The 16803-nt window shown below is 41.1% G+C and carries 12 protein-coding genes; 7 read left to right on the top strand and 5 right to left on the bottom strand.

From position 1 onward, the window contains the following. Nucleotides 1-216 precede the first annotated feature (216 nt). From JNUCC41_RS07800 to JNUCC41_RS07810, 3 genes are all read left to right on the top strand, one after another. Nucleotides 217-1650, top strand: coding sequence for an alkaline phosphatase (locus tag JNUCC41_RS07800; RefSeq protein WP_228467570.1), 1434 nt, complete (start codon nucleotides 217-219; stop codon nucleotides 1648-1650). A 163-nt stretch (nucleotides 1651-1813) separates the two neighbouring features. Beyond that, nucleotides 1814-2125: a hypothetical protein gene (locus JNUCC41_RS07805; protein ID WP_192207215.1), complete on the top strand. Its 312-nt coding sequence runs from the start codon at nucleotides 1814-1816 to the stop codon at nucleotides 2123-2125. After that, nucleotides 2103-2324, top strand: a complete 222-nt coding sequence (locus tag JNUCC41_RS07810; protein WP_192207217.1) for a hypothetical protein — start codon at nucleotides 2103-2105, stop codon at nucleotides 2322-2324. Before JNUCC41_RS07805 ends, JNUCC41_RS07810 begins: the two co-directional genes overlap by 23 nt. 31 nt (nucleotides 2325-2355) lie before the next feature. Here JNUCC41_RS07810 and JNUCC41_RS07815 read toward each other — a convergent pair whose 3' ends face one another. The 3 genes from JNUCC41_RS07815 to JNUCC41_RS07825 form a co-directional block, all read right to left on the bottom strand. Then, complete coding sequence (locus JNUCC41_RS07815; RefSeq protein WP_192207218.1) at nucleotides 2356-4425, bottom strand: SpoIID/LytB domain-containing protein; 2070 nt, start codon at nucleotides 4423-4425, stop codon at nucleotides 2356-2358. Nucleotides 4426-4682: 257 nt separating this feature from the next. Continuing rightward, nucleotides 4683-6689 (bottom strand): penicillin-binding transpeptidase domain-containing protein, encoded by a 2007-nt coding sequence (locus JNUCC41_RS07820; RefSeq protein ID WP_192207219.1) that lies wholly within the window; start codon nucleotides 6687-6689, stop codon nucleotides 4683-4685. A 155-nt stretch (nucleotides 6690-6844) separates the two neighbouring features. Beyond that, nucleotides 6845-8281: a hypothetical protein gene (locus JNUCC41_RS07825; protein ID WP_192207220.1), complete on the bottom strand. Its 1437-nt coding sequence runs from the start codon at nucleotides 8279-8281 to the stop codon at nucleotides 6845-6847. A gap of 465 nt (nucleotides 8282-8746) precedes the next feature. Between JNUCC41_RS07825 and JNUCC41_RS07830 the strand changes: the two genes are divergently transcribed. Beyond that, nucleotides 8747-8890, top strand: coding sequence for a hypothetical protein (locus JNUCC41_RS07830; RefSeq protein WP_192207221.1), 144 nt, complete (start codon nucleotides 8747-8749; stop codon nucleotides 8888-8890). 28 nt (nucleotides 8891-8918) lie between these two features. On the opposite strand, the gene JNUCC41_RS07835 is transcribed toward JNUCC41_RS07830, so the two are convergent. Continuing rightward, entirely contained in the window at nucleotides 8919-9236 is a 318-nt protein-coding gene (locus tag JNUCC41_RS07835; protein WP_192207222.1) for a hypothetical protein, read from the bottom strand. Nucleotides 9237-9781: 545 nt separating this feature from the next. Between JNUCC41_RS07835 and JNUCC41_RS07840 the strand changes: the two genes are divergently transcribed. From JNUCC41_RS07840 to JNUCC41_RS07850, 3 genes are all read left to right on the top strand, one after another. Then, on the top strand, nucleotides 9782-10675 hold the full coding sequence (locus JNUCC41_RS07840; RefSeq protein WP_192207223.1) for a helix-turn-helix domain-containing protein: 894 nt from the start codon (nucleotides 9782-9784) through the stop codon (nucleotides 10673-10675). Between the two features lie 671 nt (nucleotides 10676-11346). Beyond that, nucleotides 11347-12972, top strand: coding sequence for an SWIM zinc finger family protein (locus JNUCC41_RS07845; RefSeq protein WP_192207224.1), 1626 nt, complete (start codon nucleotides 11347-11349; stop codon nucleotides 12970-12972). Next, nucleotides 12965-15937, top strand: coding sequence for a DEAD/DEAH box helicase (locus JNUCC41_RS07850; protein ID WP_228467571.1), 2973 nt, complete (start codon nucleotides 12965-12967; stop codon nucleotides 15935-15937). Before JNUCC41_RS07845 ends, JNUCC41_RS07850 begins: the two co-directional genes overlap by 8 nt. Nucleotides 15938-16081: 144 nt before the next feature. On the opposite strand, the gene JNUCC41_RS07855 is transcribed toward JNUCC41_RS07850, so the two are convergent. Then, nucleotides 16082-16690, bottom strand: a complete 609-nt coding sequence (locus JNUCC41_RS07855; RefSeq protein ID WP_192207225.1) for a LysE/ArgO family amino acid transporter — start codon at nucleotides 16688-16690, stop codon at nucleotides 16082-16084. Nucleotides 16691-16803 lie beyond the last annotated feature (113 nt).

Consider the following 16803-nt stretch of genomic DNA (forward strand, 5'->3'; position numbering starts at 1 on the left):
ATCAGTTAAATATTTACTGTTTATTAATTATCACCTTCATATAGTAATTATATAGAAATCCTTTATTTTTTTGAAAGATAAATTACGTAAAAAGCGGCTGGATGCCCTTCCATAAAGGGCGCTAAAAAGATTAGCTCCATCCTGAAAATCAGGGAGGGGATTTTTTATCGATTTAAACAAATAATAGGAAGACTTTCAAACACTGGAGGATTACAGATGAATAAGACAAGCAGAAAATTCATTTATAAACTTGCACAGCCGCGTCACTTTGGATTATTCGTTCTTATATTTTGCTTTATTTACATGAGCTCCCCTATTCAAGCAGAGACAAAAAAAACACCCAAGAATGTCATATTGCTGATTGGCGACGGCATGGGGGTAGGGGCCATAGAGATTGCCCGGCAATTGGAATATGGAAAGACAGGTGTTCTACATTTGGAACAACTGGAGCATGTTGCCCTGATGCGCACGTATTCCGCCAATAATTTCGTCACTGACTCAGCTGCCGGAGGGTCTGCGATTGCCACTGGTATAAAAACCAACAATGAATCAATCGGTGTCGATGCCAATGGTTCCGAGGTGGATAGTATATTGGATGCGTTTCAGAACGATGGAAAAAAAGTGGGGATCATCTCAACCAATATGGTAGTCGATGCCACACCCGCTGCCTTTGGTGCAAGTGTTCCTAACCGCTGGACAGGTGGCGCAAATATCGCGAGGCAGCTATTTGATAACCGAATCGACGTCATTCTCGGCGGAGGTGCCAGCTATTTCAAGGCGGATAAGCAAAATGGCGAGGATTTAATCGCTAAATTTAAACAAGCTGGATATGGGTTTACGACGACGAAAGAAGAACTGAGTTCCATTAATAAACCGGAAAAACTTTTAGGGTTATTTCACCCAACCTATATGAATTTTAAACTGGATAAAGAAGTATTACATTCTCAAGAGCCATCTCTACCCGAAATGACAGCCAAAGCGATGGATATTTTATCGAGAGGTAATAAAGGATTCTTCTTGATGGCAGAAGGTGCCCGTATTGACCATATGGAGCACGCCGCCGATATCACTGGAATATGGAAAGAAACGATCGAATTTGACCAAACCGTGAAAGAGGTAGTAAATTGGGCGAAAAATCGAAATGATACATTGATTGTTGTACTTGCAGACCACGAAACAATGGGGACCTCCGCTTCTGAAACAATGGATATCACTGCATTGAAAAAAATCAAGGTTTCATCTGAATATATGTCCAAACAGCTTACATTCGATAAAAATAATGAAATCAATCCAGAAAGTGTCGTTTCCACATTCAAGAAGTATGCACATATATCCCTTACGGATCAGGAAGTCGACCAATTCATCGATAACGTAAGAAATAATAGAACGCTTGTCTATCGACAACATCAAATCGATTGGGAAATCGGAAGCACCATCGCCAGGTACCATAAGGCGGGTGTAGCCGATCGAAGCATACGGGCGGCCAGTTCCACAGGAGGGCACACAGCCAATATGATTCCCATTTTCGCCTCGGGTCCAGGCAGTGAAGCCTTCGATGGAGTCCTAGAAAATACGGATATTTCGAAAATCATCACAAAAGCCGCCGGCGTTCCGTTCACACCCGGTCAGCATAAAACAAAAGAGGAATGAATACATTCATTCCTCTTTTAAAATTCTATCTCATTCACTCGATTTTTTTCAGTACGCATTTTTATTGATGTCCGTTAAACCAATGTTTTGGTGAGTATACTCGTGAATTTGGTGCGTTTACTTGTGAATTTGTGCTTTACTCATGAGTTTGGTGTGTTTACTCGTGAGTTTGCTCCGTTTACTCGTGAATTTGTGCTTTACTCGTGAGTTTGGCGCGCTTACTCGTAAATTTGGTGCGTTTACTCGTGAGTTTTGTGCTTTACTCGTGAGTTTGGGCCGTTTACTCGTGAGTTTGGTGTGTTTACTCGTGAGTTTGGGCCGTTTACTCGTGAATTTGGTGCGTTTACTCGTGAGTTTGGGCCGTTTACTCGTGAATTTGGGCTTTACTCGTGAGTTTGGGCCGTTTACTCGTGAATTTGGCGTGTTTACTCGTGAGTTTGGCGCATTTACTCGTGAGTTTGGGCTTTACTCGTGAGTTTGGGCCGTTTACTCGTGAATTTGGCGCGCTTACTCGTGAATTTGGCGCGCTTACTCGTGAGTTTGGCGCATTTACTCGTGAGTTTGGCGCATTTACTCGTGAATTTGGGCCGTTTACTCGTGAGTTTGGTGCGTTTACTCGTGAGTTTGGTGCGTTTACTCGTGAGTTTGATGAAGAATCTAAATATCCTTTATAAAAAAAGACGCCCTAATTGACGTCCTCCTCATTCATTTTTTTACATGTTTTTTTAATACATACCCAATTCGGCTTCCCTTTTTCACTTTATACCATTCATCTTGTTGAGACAGGATCGTTACGGCTTGGTCCCTGTATAGATTCCCGACCGTTTCAGAGGATGCATTTTTATTTTCTTTAATATATAATTCGCTTGCAGTCACTATTCCCGTGGTCTTCCTAATGGAGATTTTCGTTGAAATGGATTTCTGGTTTTCACTCTTATCCTTAGCGGAGATTGTCACCGTAAACATCCCGTTGGACATATTTTTGAAATCCCAGGTTGCCGATTGCCTGCCTTTATTGAACTGCTTTTCAGAAAGGATGCCCACAACCTTTCCTTTACTGTTCTTAATTGCCACTGTTACATTAGCGTTTTCATTAATGGTATAGGTTATGTTCGCTTTCTCGGTACTATAATCACCCGATGTATTGACATTGGTTATTTTCGGTACCGATGTATCTTTACTGATCTTAATCGCCATCGTGTCCGAACCTTCAATCCCGCTTCGGTCCATTGCTGATATTGCTGCTTCATATGTACCGTTACTTACCGCTTTTGTGTTCCAGATTGCCGAATGGGTACCCTTTTTCATTGTTTGGTCACGGACTGGGATAGCTAAGGCTTTCCCTTTACTATTTTTAATCGTGAGTGTAACCACCGCATCTTCTTTTAGGGAGTATGTGATTCCAACCTCATCATTTAAACGACCCGTCACCGCTGTCATGTTTACTGAATTCGGTTCCGACTTTACGACAAGTTCCGTTTTAGATCCAGCACCTGGTCCATATTCCTTTTCTATAGTTGTGTCAGGATAATAAAACGCCAAAATCTCTTGATATGATTGGCCTGCTTCCGCTCTGTTTTTCGCTCCAAACTGACTTAGTCCTACACCATGCCCATATCCTGATCCTTTAATGGAAATTTTGGAAGGATCGGTAGATGAATGGTCAACCAAATAGCTTTTCATCACCTCTTGCCCCACCATGCCCCTGATTTTGGAAGCCGCGACATTAGTAAGCTTAACCGTTTGCTGCAAAAGTTTCCCCCTGTCATCAACGAGATCCCTTACATAGAAATTCAGTTGGATGGAGCCTTTCGTTACACGGCCTCCCGCTTTTTCATCTGTAAATGTTAACAAGGGAATATCCGTTATTTTAATATCTTTATTCGCATATCCATTATTCTTCAGCCAAACCTTCAGTTTCGGCACAACCATTTTATCTTTTTCCTTTACACTTGCCCACCATTCTTCCGGTTTAGATAAATTCATTTTTGAAAGGTCGATTTGCTGTTTGTCCAGCATTATCTCCCAATTGGTTTTCGAATCATAGAGATCTTCTTTTATAGATAAATATTCAAGGGGGTTGCCACTTGACCAAACATTTGAATTCGATTCGGTCATTCCTCCATTGCTTGAGGAAAAGAACGCTTCGATTATTTCGCCATCATGTTTGATTACCATGCCCTTTGTCTGTTCAATGGCTGAATTAGTTCGATAGTGATCGGCAGCCCCCCCATATACTTGGTAAGAAACCGTATCATCAATTATTGTGGATTGATGGCGAAGTGCATAAGTCCGGGCGGCAATCGCCTGTGCTTTTAAGGCTTCGGCATGCCATAGTGCGGGCATCTCCAGCGGGACAACGCCCTTTAGGTAATCTTCCATATAAACATAATTGATTGGCCGGATGTAACCGTCCTCCGGTGTAAATGAAAATGAGCCAAGATACGTACGGCCGTTTATGGACAATGAAGCATCAGGTTTAACTGGAATCACTTTAAAGGAAGCATAAGATCCCGTTTTCTTAAAACCTTTGTATACGGCAAGTTTAGCCGACTCCACTTTCAACGTCAGATTTTCACCCGCCCTAATGAATATTTCTCCCCCTGAAGTACGGTAGTCCCCGGTTGCCGTTATTTTGACACTGGTTCTATTCCCCAAATAATTCTTCAGTTTCACTTCCATCGTTGTGTTTTCTTCCGCTGCCGTTGCTTCATGAGAAGGAAATGTAAAAAAAATGATAAAGAAAGCGATAAACAAATAGCTTAAACTTCTCATTGATTTTCATCCTCATCCCTATTCTATTTATCTTTAGCATGGGTAATGGCCTGGAAGATGTCACTGCTGCAGAAATCGGATCCCGCTTGCGTGTACTCTTTTTACATTCTGTATATCCAACTCATTATCCTTCAAATCCAGCTTTATTGTCTTAAGAAAATGGAATCCTCAACGTGTGAAAAAATAAAAGCAGGACATGTAAGAAACCATGTCCTGCTTTTTAGTGGTAAATGCTTGCTGCATTTTCACCCGCTTCTTTACTTCAAATACTTTTTCAACACCGGTTTCATATGATCGATAACGACATGGCTGCCGCCTCGTCCTTTTACATCTTCCATCATCCATGCCATGAGAAGTTCCGGGTCTTCTGTGTCCATGGCTACAAACCAGCCATTTTCTGTTCCGTCGGCATTTTTGGATGCCTTGATTTCGGCAGTTCCCGTTTTGGCAGCGATTTTGATGCCAAGATCATCTATTCCATGTCCGCTTCCTTTAGGATGTTCCACCACTTGTGTGAGCATCTTGGTGACCTGATTTGCTTGGTCTGCTGATATCGCATGTTCTTTCCATATTTTCTTTTCTGTTTTATCTCCTGTTATTAACGAAGGTGTCAGGATGTTTCCTTCATTCAAGAAGGCTGAATAGGTCATGGCAAGATGTAGCGTGCTCATTTGGACTTGCGCTTGACCATATCCGGCATCCGCCAAGCGTCCCTCACTATCGATCTTACCGATGCTCGATGCTTTGATCGGATAATCGTAGTTCAAAGACTCATCAAATCCGAATGCCTTGAGTCCATTTGTGAATTTTTCCTTTCCAAGCCCCAAAGCTTGTTGGGCAAAGTAAATATTGTCTGAATAAATTAATGCCTTTTCCATATCGATTGGAACACCGGGGTCCGCCACCCTTGTAATGGAATGATCTTTCCATGTTGATTTGGCCCACGTTTTCCCTTGGATATTGATCGAATCTTTCGGATCCACACCATTTTTCAGGGCGATTGCCGCAGTGATGGCCTTAATGGTTGAACCAGGTGCAAACGTCGAACTGAAGCGGTTTAAAAGTGGTTTGTCCGGGTCTTCTTCAAGCGCTTTTTGTTCCGCCTTTGTTATCCCGAAAATATATTTATTAGGATCGAATGACGGACTTGAAACAAGTGCAAGCGTTTCGCCTGTCTTCGGATCAATTGCCGATGCCGATCCAGTTTCATTCTTATATTGCTCGAAGATATCTTTTTGAAGCTCGGCGTCGATGGTCAAGGTAATTGTTTCTCCCTCTTCAGCAGGCTTTTCAGCAATCACTTTTTCTTCGCCATCTTCGGTTTTAATAAAGATTTTACCTCCAGGTTCACCTTTAAGCCGCGCTTCCAACACTTCCTCAAGACCTCGCTTGCCAATAACGTCACTTGCGGTATAACCTTTTCCTTTCAATTTCTCCAGATCTTCCGCAGATGCCTCACCGACATATCCAATTAGATGGGCAGTAGCCTCTTTATACGGATATATACGCTCTTCCGTATTATTGACAGATACACCGGCAATGTTCAATAGCTTTTCCAAGGTTGCCGTATTATCATTTGACATCTTCTTGATGGGCACGAAATAGCTTGGCTTTACCCATGATTGTTTTAATTTCTGATTCACTTCGTCGGTGGACATTTTGAGGATTCCCGCGACCTTTTTAACCGTTTCGGATTCGTTGGCCATTTTCTCTGGCACGATCCCCACTTCTGCTACCGTTCCATTCATGGCAAGGCCGCGTTCATTTCTATCGACAATTTCGCCGCGAATGGCTGGATACGATTCAACCGATACTTTCTCTCCAGCTTCCAATTGAGGGAATATATAGCTTTCATCCCACTTGATGTACCAATTTTCTTCCTCGCCTTCCCCTTCCTTGACAAGTGTCGCTTTATGGTCAGAGCTGACAGCACCAGCCATAGTGGACATGTCAACGGTATATGAAAGGCTTACCTTTTCTCCATCTTTATGCTTTTTCTCTTCTTTAGGCTGTTTATAGTCCACCTTTAATTGGTCGGCTTCTATGCCTGTATAGATTTTTTCATAACGCTTCGCAAATTCATCCGCACTGATTTCTTTCTTTGTCTCAGGCGACAGATACTCGTACATCTTCGCAAAATCCTGTTTATTCCAAAGCTTCGTATATGCCGCAAAGCGATCTTCCGGACTTGGCTCATTCGAGCATCCGGCCAGGAACAATACGCTCATCAACAATAAGCTGGAAACTAAAGCTAATTTCTTCATGATTTCCTCCTAATGAATAGTTAGAATGATATACCTATAGTTTAGCAAAATATTAGGGGAATGGGGGATTTTGCATTCCGAATTTCTTAATTTTTCTAGTCGAGCATGTTTTTTCTAAAACAAAAGTCCTGTACATGGTGTACAGGACTTTTATATTAAAGCATTCTTTTTTTTCGGCTTTTTTTCTCATGTAGCCATTTTTTCAAGAAGAAAAAGCCCAAGATGGCCGAAATGACCAGACCGCTTGTCGTAACAATGACAGCCACCCATTCGTATAGGGTGTAATTCATATAAGCTTTCCACGGTAATTTCCCTTTCCAATCTTCAATATATAGATTCATTCCGAATATCCCGGAAACAACCGTATAGATCGTTAGTATTTGCAAGAGATAATTACTGCTTTTCCCAGACAGTTTATCCTGATTTTGATAAAGATAGGAAAGTGTTTCCTTCACTTCCTTGTAGAGAGCGGCAATCCTGAAGGCTTCATCCGTTTTTTTGAATAGCTCTTTACCGATTGACGTACTATTAACTTCAGTGAATAAGTACTTTGCAGAAAACTGAGTGATCATGAAAATCAGCTGTTCCGTATCCGCTTGATCTTTTTCCACATCTATCTTGGAATGTTCATGGGACAATTTAAGCAGTACGATTTTATAATAGAAGAAAAGCAACACTGTATAAAAATGCTGGCCATACATTTCGCTTGCCAGTTCCTGCTCCAGTTTACCTTTCGCTTTCGTGACACACGCAAAATGATACATACTAGTTATATAATAGGTTTCCTTGCCCCACCTGTCATATACCCTTTCTTGATAATACTTGTCTATATAATCGGGGTTTAATGCGCCTATATATGGCTCACCATCATTGTCATACCCGTTCAGTTCACTGATTCGGAATAAATCATTTTTAGTAATATTACGATTCTCAGGGAATGCAGTATAACTGATTACGTACATTCTTTCATCGATGAAAAAGGGCAAACTACCAAAATATGTAGGGTTACTTTGTTCTTCATCCATATATTCCTCAATTGGCGGCAATAGTTCATTGAAAATGAAATCCTTCACCTGTTCATACTGATTTTCCCGACAGCTTACTTTCGTTTTTTCTTCATCATCAGCGATCGGTTCGAGGATTCTGAATGTATCGCCAAAATAGAGCACATCATCATAAGAAAGCCCCTTAGGCAAAGTAATGCGAAGATTCATCATGCCAATATGAAATGGGCATATGAAAATATCTATAGAGTTGATAATAAATGGGGTATTTAAATAGGGTGATTCGAAGGTACAATCAATATCCAGTTTTTTCGTAAAACGCCGCAAGCCTTCCTTCTGTTTTGCATTGCCTGGAAATAAAATCGGCTCGATGTAAGGCATGAAATACTTTTCCAATTTACGGTGAGAAACTTTATGGCCACCGTAAAATTGTTTTTCTTGTTCCATATCTTTCAAATTCAAAAAAACGAAATTGTCCTTAAACAACTTTTCCACAAACTTTTCAATCATTTTTCCTTCAAGCGCAAATGGAAAAATGTACTGCTGGAAAGTTCGCTTAGTGGGATCATTTTTCATTTTCACATACATATAATATATTCCTCCGATTAAACTGCTGAAAAAAAGGTTTAATTCATCTTATTTCTTATAATTACCCATGTATAGACAAACAAAACGATACATATTATAGAAATAATGTGGACAAATTGCCCAAATAAAAAAATCCCCCAAGCAAGTCCTCGGGGGCCATCGAAAAGAGTCCTTCAACCCTCTTCACTTTAGGGTACTAGAAACTGATGTTTCTAATGAAAAATCCGATATTCGGACCATTTTAACATTTATTTAACATATGATAAAACACGATTTCCCTCCATATTTAGGCAATACCACTTATTATTACCTTATTAATCCTTATATACAGTGATTTGCAGAAGAAAATATAACTATAGGAATAATTATGTAAATTATTTGTTCATTATTTTTTCCCTTTATCATGAAAATCATGTTTTAACTAATGAGAAACGGGTAAATAAAAAAAAGCAAAGGAGAGACATCATGAAATCTGATAGTAATAAACAACACTTTAAATTTTTTGAAAGAACAAATAACGCTAAACCAAGTGAACGGAAACAAATGAGCGATTTCATCAAAAAGAAGATGAATACTCAAAACTCTCATTTAAACGATAAAAACTCATGACGGGTTGTATGTCATGAGTTTTTATCGTTTAAAATGCGATTTCATTTCCCTTAAGGTTGTGCTTTACACATTTCTTGATACCGATTACATTCAAAAAATGTTTGATTTTCTTCATCGAGGTTGCCTGATATTCATCTGCAATGGAAAACTCTTTAATATAGGCGATTTTTTCTTGTATATCTGTATCTATATGATCTTGGCTGTATTCTTTTTGATCTGATTTTTTGCATGTGTACACCACTGCTTCACCAATATTTCTGGTTGCCTTATCAAAATAAAAAGAAAACACAATGGCACATTCATCATCGTAAAAAGAGGGCTGAATCTTCATATTAATATCCATCATTCACCTTACACCTCTCTCCGTTTTGTTATTTACACTATAACAAAATCATTAAAGGGAAATAGGCGTTACAAACTACGCTCACGTTTCTTCCGCACCTACCAAATGAACCTTACACCCCCCATTCATAGATAATTATAACTACAGGAATATGCGCAAAAGAATAATCATTTAATAATAATAAAAAAAACATCTTCTAATGAAGATGCTTGAATGATTGATAGGGATGCTCCATTACTTATTTATATAAACCTGGAAGTTCTGCGTAAAGGCCTGGTAATTCGCTTGGGACAATAACAAAAGCAGCGATGATAAGAAAAGATACGACTAATGCTTTAGTACTTTTTTTCATAGGTCATTCCTCCTTTTCTTTTAAAAAAATATTGGTTAAAATAGAAATTAATTCTATAGTTATATTTAACCACACTTCTTAAAACCATATATTTCTACTAAAGATTCTATTTAAACCGTTCAGGACCTGTACATACCGCTTTCACCGATTTTTCATGACAAAATATAACTCTAGGCATATTTTAAGGAGAATCAAAATGGATTTTTTTGCAGTTGGACAAAAGATCAAAGAGCTACGTAAACAAATCGGGCTTTCCCAGGAAGAGTTGGCATCCGGTATTTGTACACAAGCACAGATAAGCAAGATTGAAAAAGGCGATGTCTATCCATATGCATCCACCCTCTACTTAATTTCCCAACGTTTAGGCGTTGATGTAAACTATTTTTTCGATATTGGAATGACCCCTAGGCTGGATTACGTTGAAGAAGTGATTTATCAATTAAAAATAGCCAGGAGAACCCGTAATTACGAGGAAATGCAGCAAATTGTAAAGGCTGAGGAAAACAGTCCCCTCTTTCTTCAAAATAAAAAGAATCATCAATTGATTCTTTGGCACAAGGGAATATACGAATATGAAAAAAATAAAGATTTAGATAAAGCCATCGAATTCATTAATCAGGCCATCGCCATTACTCATACGACCGACAAAATATATTCTGAACGGGAGCTTGAAATCTTAAGCAGCCTTGGTGTAATGTATGTTGCCGAAGAACAGTACGAAAATGCATTCGCCTTGTTAAGGAAAGCTTTGGATCACTTGAAAGCCCTTCCCTTTTTGACGGATAAAACGCTAAAGACACGCCTATCCTATAATTTTGGCAGAGTGTTAACACGCCTGGTCCGATACGAAGAGTCCATTGCCTGCTGCCAAGATGCCATAAAGTGGTGCCTCGAACATGATCAATTATATGCTTTAGCTGATTTACACTACCATTTAGGTTACAATTTTGAACTTATAGGTAACTTTGAAGAGGCAAAAGAGTACTTGGAAAAGTCAGCGTTTCTATTCGATTTACAAAAAAATCATACCTTTGTGACATTCATCAACAAAAAGTTGGATAGTTGGAAGAACGAAATGAAAATAAACTAATTCTATATTTTTGGCCATTCCCACTGGAATGGCTCCAGACTGGCAAACTCGATGAAGATCGAGTTTGTCTACATTTTTTTAGGAATGTACAATTTGAAAGATGCCTTCTGGCTCCCTCTCCAGTCAACTTTGTATTAACTTTTATAGAGAACCCCATTTGCCTGCAAACTGAGCCATTAACCAGGAATATGTATAATTTCACACGCATCATTTTCAAAACCTCCATTCTACATTTTAAATTCCAAGCCAAAATGAAGTATAATAAAGAGATGCTTCAAAAAACGCACCTTTAAAAAAGGTTCCCGCCCCTCATCAATTAGTTTTGTGAAGTGTGATGAGGATGAAGGATTTCAGGCATGGTTAACGTTAATGCCAGTTATTCCTGTTTATATCCGAACCGCTTATATTCAAGGGGAGTTTTGACGATATTGACTTTTACAGGGTTTTTATGAATATACGGCTAGAAGCAGTAATGCCTTGTTCGATTAACTGGATTAGAACGTAAAGAGAACGGCCATGGAAAAAGCCCGCCATTCAATCTCGGGATGTAATATATGCAAGGCCCAAGAATAACCAGGGGCAGGATTACGATATGTTAAAGAATTGATGGTCATGATCATACAAAAAATATAAATTTTGGTAAACGGGGCTTGTCCCTGAAGGAGGAGAGTATGAAGCGGGAGTTGTTGTTAGTTGGGGAGCGGCTGGCGGAATTTTTGGAGGCCGGGGATCCGGAAGATTCGGATGTGGTGAATCAAGGGCTCCAGTTATACCGTCAGGGGCTCGTTGAAATAAAAGAAGAAGCGGCGGACACGATTGCGGCTGAGGTACAGGATGGGACACGCTTTAAGGCCAGGCTGAATCTGCTCTTCCCTCAGGATGGAAGCTGTACATGTGATTCAAGGTTCATATGCCGGCATCAACTGGCCGTTTTCTTTTCTGCATATTCTGAACACGCTAGTGTTTCCGAATGGCTGAGTGAATGGAAAGCACCAAAAAACACCTCAACTGCCCAAGCACTGCAGCAGGTTAAACGGGCAAGTGAATTACTTAAACAGGCGGCGGGAAATTCCATCACCTTAGATAAAAGCTACCCATCATGGAAGCAATTCGTCCATGATGCCTTTGCGGAACATATCGAGCCTCATATAGGCGAGGCTACTTATATGATTGAAAATCATATACAAACTTACTTTAAACGCCTTAGCTCAAAAGCTCCAATGGAAAGGGAATGGAAGTTGCTTTATCATTTCGTTACGCAATTTTGCACGATGCAGCAGACACTGAGAGTGATTCAGCTGCATAAAAGTGAGACGCAAACGATCAGGGTCTTTTATGCACTTGCCGTCGACCTGGCAGAAGAGCTGCATGAATCGGTACAGCCGCTTAGCAGGCAAGCGAGGCCCTTCGCCTTTGATCCCTTCGTTTTCAGCATCAAGGAAGATGTAGCTAAACTACTGGATGGAGGAGAAGGCCTGGAATACGAAAAGATTGACCTCTACCGGGAGATATGGAGCTACTTGTTCTCCAACTCCTCATGGCGTAAAGAGGAACTGGAACGAATCAATAAGGAACTTCCCGACAAGTATATGGGCACTACAGAGAGGACGTCCTATTCCCTCGCAGCCATTCACCTATCCCTTTTGGAGAACCATGATGAACAAGCGATTGAGCTTCTTCATGGATTGAAGAAGGAAGCCTGTCCATACATTTTTTATTGGCTGAATCTCCTGGCTGAATCTGACAACCGGTCACGTGCCATCCCTTTCATTGAATTCATCAATCATAATGTCCAGGAATTCCTTGCCGGTTTATCGGATTATTATAAACGGGTAGATTTCGTCCGAACGTTCACGACTTTAATTAATAGTTGCTGTTATAAATTAAAACGGACCGATTTGCTTGAGAAATTTTACAGGGCCACCCTTCCGCACAGCTATTGGAACTATGCAAATTTCCTTTTTGAACAAGGACAATATAAAAAATGGGTGGAGATGCATATTTACTCGGAAATCAGCATTGACTTAATCAGCAGTGAATCCATCAAAGAAGTGGTTTCAAAAGAACCGGAACTAATCCTGCCCCTTTATTATCATGCGGTCCAGGAAAAGGTTTCTTTGAAAAACCGGCCTGCTTATAAGCAAGCTGTCCGTTATTTGAAAAGGATGCGCACCATCTATAAAAAGAGCAAAAAGGAAGACGTATTCGATCGTTATATACTTTATGTAGCAGATTCAACCAAACGGCTTCGCGCTTTCCAAGAAGAACTAAAAAGGGGTAAGCTTATCGATGTTTAATCCAGGGAAATTAAAAATCAAAATAGCGGCTCTCGAAAACGGAACTTACGCCCTTGGTGTCGTCAATGAAGAGAATACCTTCCTCACTACGAATTATATACGCAGGCTGTTATTCAACTGGGATGACGCAAGCTTTTATGGTACCAAAATGACTACGGATATAGTGGATGGAAATCAAGTATTCATTCTTGACGCTTGGGGACTTCTCAACTTTTTTGCTAGGGAAAGCTTTAACTCCTTCATAGAGTGGGAATGGTCCGAGTTATCCTCCCTTTGCCTTTCAGCAGCGCCCGTTCTACATGAATCCATTGAAGCCGGAATCCCCGTACCGGATTTCACTAATCTTCAGTTGGACTCCATCGGCTGGAAGCTGCCGGAAGAAGTGGAGGAGGAATTCGTCCCTTCCTTTTGGGAAGAAGAAATATCTTTGGATCTCCCTTCACCTGAACTGGAAACCAACCGTACTTTTATCGAAAAGTGGTATAACGGTGCCGCTAATATGTATTTAAAAAACTATTCACCCATGCAGCATAAATGGAGCGAGGCCGTCGGGGCATTAAAGGATACACGGCTCTCTCCCGAAGAATTGCAGGCCTTTTTTGACAAAGACAGCTGGCAGGAATGGCTCGGAACCCTTCCTGATCCCAAGCCATTCACTATAGGTCTCCGGTTAACTGAGCCTCCTGATGGCAATGGGCCTTGGATACTCGATGTTACCCTTCGTTCAAAAAGGGATGAGAATATCATTGAAACATATACAGGAAATAAACTGCCGCGCGGCTGGAATAAGTATGCAAGTGAAGTGGTGCGTGCTACGAAACGCTGGCAGCTCGTCGTGCCATGGCTTGGGGAGAATGGCCGTCTGAAAAGGGAAATTTCAGAAACGGATGCATGGGAATTCTTGACCGATGCAAGCGAAAAGCTCCTGTTTCTTGGCGTCGAAATTCTCCTTCCATCATGGTGGCTTGCCTTGAAGGAGTCCTCATTGAAGGTCAAGGCGAAAGTGAAGAGCCAATCGAACCGCGGCCCGTCTTATGTCGGGTTAAAAGCTTTAATGGACTTTGATTGGCGGTTCTCATTAAATGGCAAAGAGCTCACCGAGGCGGAGTTCGAGGAGCTCGTCAATGAAAAAAGGCGGCTTGTCTTCATCCGCGGCCAATGGGTCAAGCTTGATCCAGCTTTCATTAAACAAATTCAGGAGCTGATGGAAACAGCTAATGAAAAAGGCATCCAATTGACTGACTTGCTGCAACAGGAACTGTTGAATGGCATAAATGAAGATGGCGATGACGATTCTGAAAACGACGAGATGCTCAGGATTCAATTTGAATTGAACCAGGAGCTCCGTAAAATGGTTGGAAGACTCCGGGAAACCAGAAACATTTCCATCCTGCCCGTCCCTCATGCACTTCAAGGTGATTTACGCCCCTATCAAAAACTGGGCATGAGCTGGCTCCTTTTTTTAAGGGAGCATGGTTTTGGTGCTTGTCTAGCCGACGATATGGGACTTGGAAAAACCGTCCAGATGATAGCCTACCTACTTCATGTGAAAGGCAAGGAAGGAGCCGGTAAAGAGCTCCCCACTGTCCCTAGGGATAAACAAAAAAGTGAACCGATCATTGTCGAAGAGGATAGCAGCACAGAGAGCAGTGATGAGGCTGAGATCATTGCCACTGCCCCCGAATCCGTCTCTGTACAATCGGCGCTCATCGTCTGCCCGACATCGGTCCTGGGCAACTGGCAAAAGGAATTGGAGAAATTTGCACCATCACTTAAGGTTCACCTTCATTACGGATCGAATCGTGCTAAAGGTGAAGCATTTACTAAACTGGCAGCCGATCATGATATTGTCTTAACATCATATGGACTGACCCACCAAGATGTGGCTGAACTGACCACCATCCATTGGAGCAGCGTTATCCTTGATGAAGCGCAAAACATCAAGAATGCCCAAACAAAGCAATCCAAAGCGGTCCGCAAGCTAAATGGCAGACATCATATCGCCTTATCGGGTACGCCGATGGAAAACCGTTTAAGTGAGCTGTGGGCGATTTTTGACTTCATCAACAAAGGTTATCTCGGAACGCTAGGTCAGTTTCAGGAAAAATATGTGGCGACCATTGAGCGTGATGAACAGAAGGATAAAATCAAGGAATTGCAGCGTTTGATACAGCCATTCTTGCTTCGCCGTACAAAACGCGATAAAGAAGTCGCCCTTAATCTTCCGGATAAGCAAGAACAAAAGGAATTCGTTCCGCTTACCACCGAGCAAGCATCGTTGTATGAACAACTGATAAAAGATACATTCACTGATATCGAACAACTGTCTGCCTTTGAAAGAAAAGGCATCATCCTCCAGATGCTGAATAAGCTCAAGCAGCTTTGCAATCATCCAGCTCTTTACTTAAAAGAGACGGAGAAGGAAAACATCATGAAGGCACCTAACCGATCAGGCAAACTCGAGAAACTGACCGAGATTATCGATGCTGTCCGCGAACAGGTTGAAAGCTGCCTCATTTTTACACAATATATCGGGATGGGCAATATGATTAAAGAATTGCTGGAAAAACGATATGGCTTTGAAGTGCCATTCCTGAACGGGAGTGCGAACAAGAAACAGCGTGATGAAATGATCACCCGATTCCAAGATGGGGAATTCCCCATCTTCATACTCTCGTTGAAAGCAGGCGGCACTGGACTTAATCTTACAGAAGCGAATCACGTGATTCACTATGATCGCTGGTGGAACCCGGCTGTTGAGAATCAAGCCACCGACCGTGCTTACCGAATAGGGCAACAGCGTTTCGTTCACGTTCATAAGCTAATCTGCACAGGGACCCTGGAAGAAAAAATCGACCAGATGCTTGATAAAAAGCAAGCCCTGAACGACGAGATCATCAGCAGTGACAACTGGATCACCGAACTTTCCACAGAGGAAATCAAGGACTTGGTTGCTCTTCAATAACCCGCTCTCACGATATGAAGATGAATGAGGGCAGGTTGTCAGCTTATCAGGACAAAAAAAGGGAGAATGCATATATGATATGCATTCCCCTTTTTTTATACATAAGCGTCCTGTATCTTTTAAACCCTTGAATACCTGGTCGATTCAAAAAAGCGATTTCACCATATAGAGAGCTGTGATCCAAATGATGATTGCAGAAATTTTATTTAATATTCCAAGGAATTTCCCGGATGTATCAACTTTTTTCAGTAATCGCCCCGCAAGACATAATCCATGGAACCAGCACCATGACACAAAGATGCACGTTATGGTGAATATCATTTTATCTTTCCCAGAATAAACAAGGGAGCTCGAACCGATTACACCTATCGTGTCCAAGATTGCATGCGGATTCAGTAACGAGACTGATAAAGTAAACACAATTTGCTTTTTGGCCGACATCTGCATGGATTGGGCACCTGACTGTGAATTCGGTTTGGCAAACCAAATCTGAAAACCCATATACAATAAAAATATAACTCCGATTATGATCAATGTAAGGCGCAACCAATCATATTGCATCACAACCAATGAAACACCTAAAATTGCTAACAGAATGAGCACTGTATCACAAATTGCAGCTGTGATCGTTGCTGGCAATGCTTTTTTTATTGTAGGTTGGATTGCACCTTGATTAAAGATGAATATATTTTGCACTCCCAACGGAAGTATCAGCCCTAATGCCAATAATAATCCATGAAAAAATGGCCCCATACGAATACCCCCTCCCCTCATATTCAGTATAATGAAAACAACAAAGGAATTAACCATCCAATTGGTTGGTTTTCAAACCAACCAATTTATAATGAATATAGAAAATGAAAGGA

This window comes from Brevibacillus sp. JNUCC-41, from assembly GCF_014844095.1.
In the GTDB taxonomy this organism is placed as follows: domain Bacteria; phylum Bacillota; class Bacilli; order Bacillales; family DSM-1321; genus Peribacillus; species Peribacillus aracenensis.

Excerpts from the sequence above, each read along its gene's own strand:
- JNUCC41_RS07850 (WP_228467571.1), top strand. The coding sequence starts at position 12,965 with ATGTTTAATCCAGGGAAATTAAAAATCAAAATAGCGGCTCTCGAAAAC.
- JNUCC41_RS07855 (WP_192207225.1), bottom strand. The coding sequence starts at position 16,690 with ATGGGGCCATTTTTTCATGGATTATTATTGGCATTAGGGCTGATACTT.
- JNUCC41_RS07840 (WP_192207223.1), top strand. The coding sequence starts at position 9,782 with ATGGATTTTTTTGCAGTTGGACAAAAGATCAAAGAGCTACGTAAACAA.
- JNUCC41_RS07815 (WP_192207218.1), bottom strand. The coding sequence starts at position 4,425 with ATGAGAAGTTTAAGCTATTTGTTTATCGCTTTCTTTATCATTTTTTTT.
- JNUCC41_RS07830 (WP_192207221.1), top strand. The coding sequence starts at position 8,747 with ATGAAATCTGATAGTAATAAACAACACTTTAAATTTTTTGAAAGAACA.
- JNUCC41_RS07825 (WP_192207220.1), bottom strand. The coding sequence starts at position 8,281 with ATGTATGTGAAAATGAAAAATGATCCCACTAAGCGAACTTTCCAGCAG.
- JNUCC41_RS07835 (WP_192207222.1), bottom strand. The coding sequence starts at position 9,236 with ATGATGGATATTAATATGAAGATTCAGCCCTCTTTTTACGATGATGAA.
- JNUCC41_RS07845 (WP_192207224.1), top strand. The coding sequence starts at position 11,347 with ATGAAGCGGGAGTTGTTGTTAGTTGGGGAGCGGCTGGCGGAATTTTTG.
- JNUCC41_RS07800 (WP_228467570.1), top strand. The coding sequence starts at position 217 with ATGAATAAGACAAGCAGAAAATTCATTTATAAACTTGCACAGCCGCGT.
- JNUCC41_RS07820 (WP_192207219.1), bottom strand. The coding sequence starts at position 6,689 with ATGAAGAAATTAGCTTTAGTTTCCAGCTTATTGTTGATGAGCGTATTG.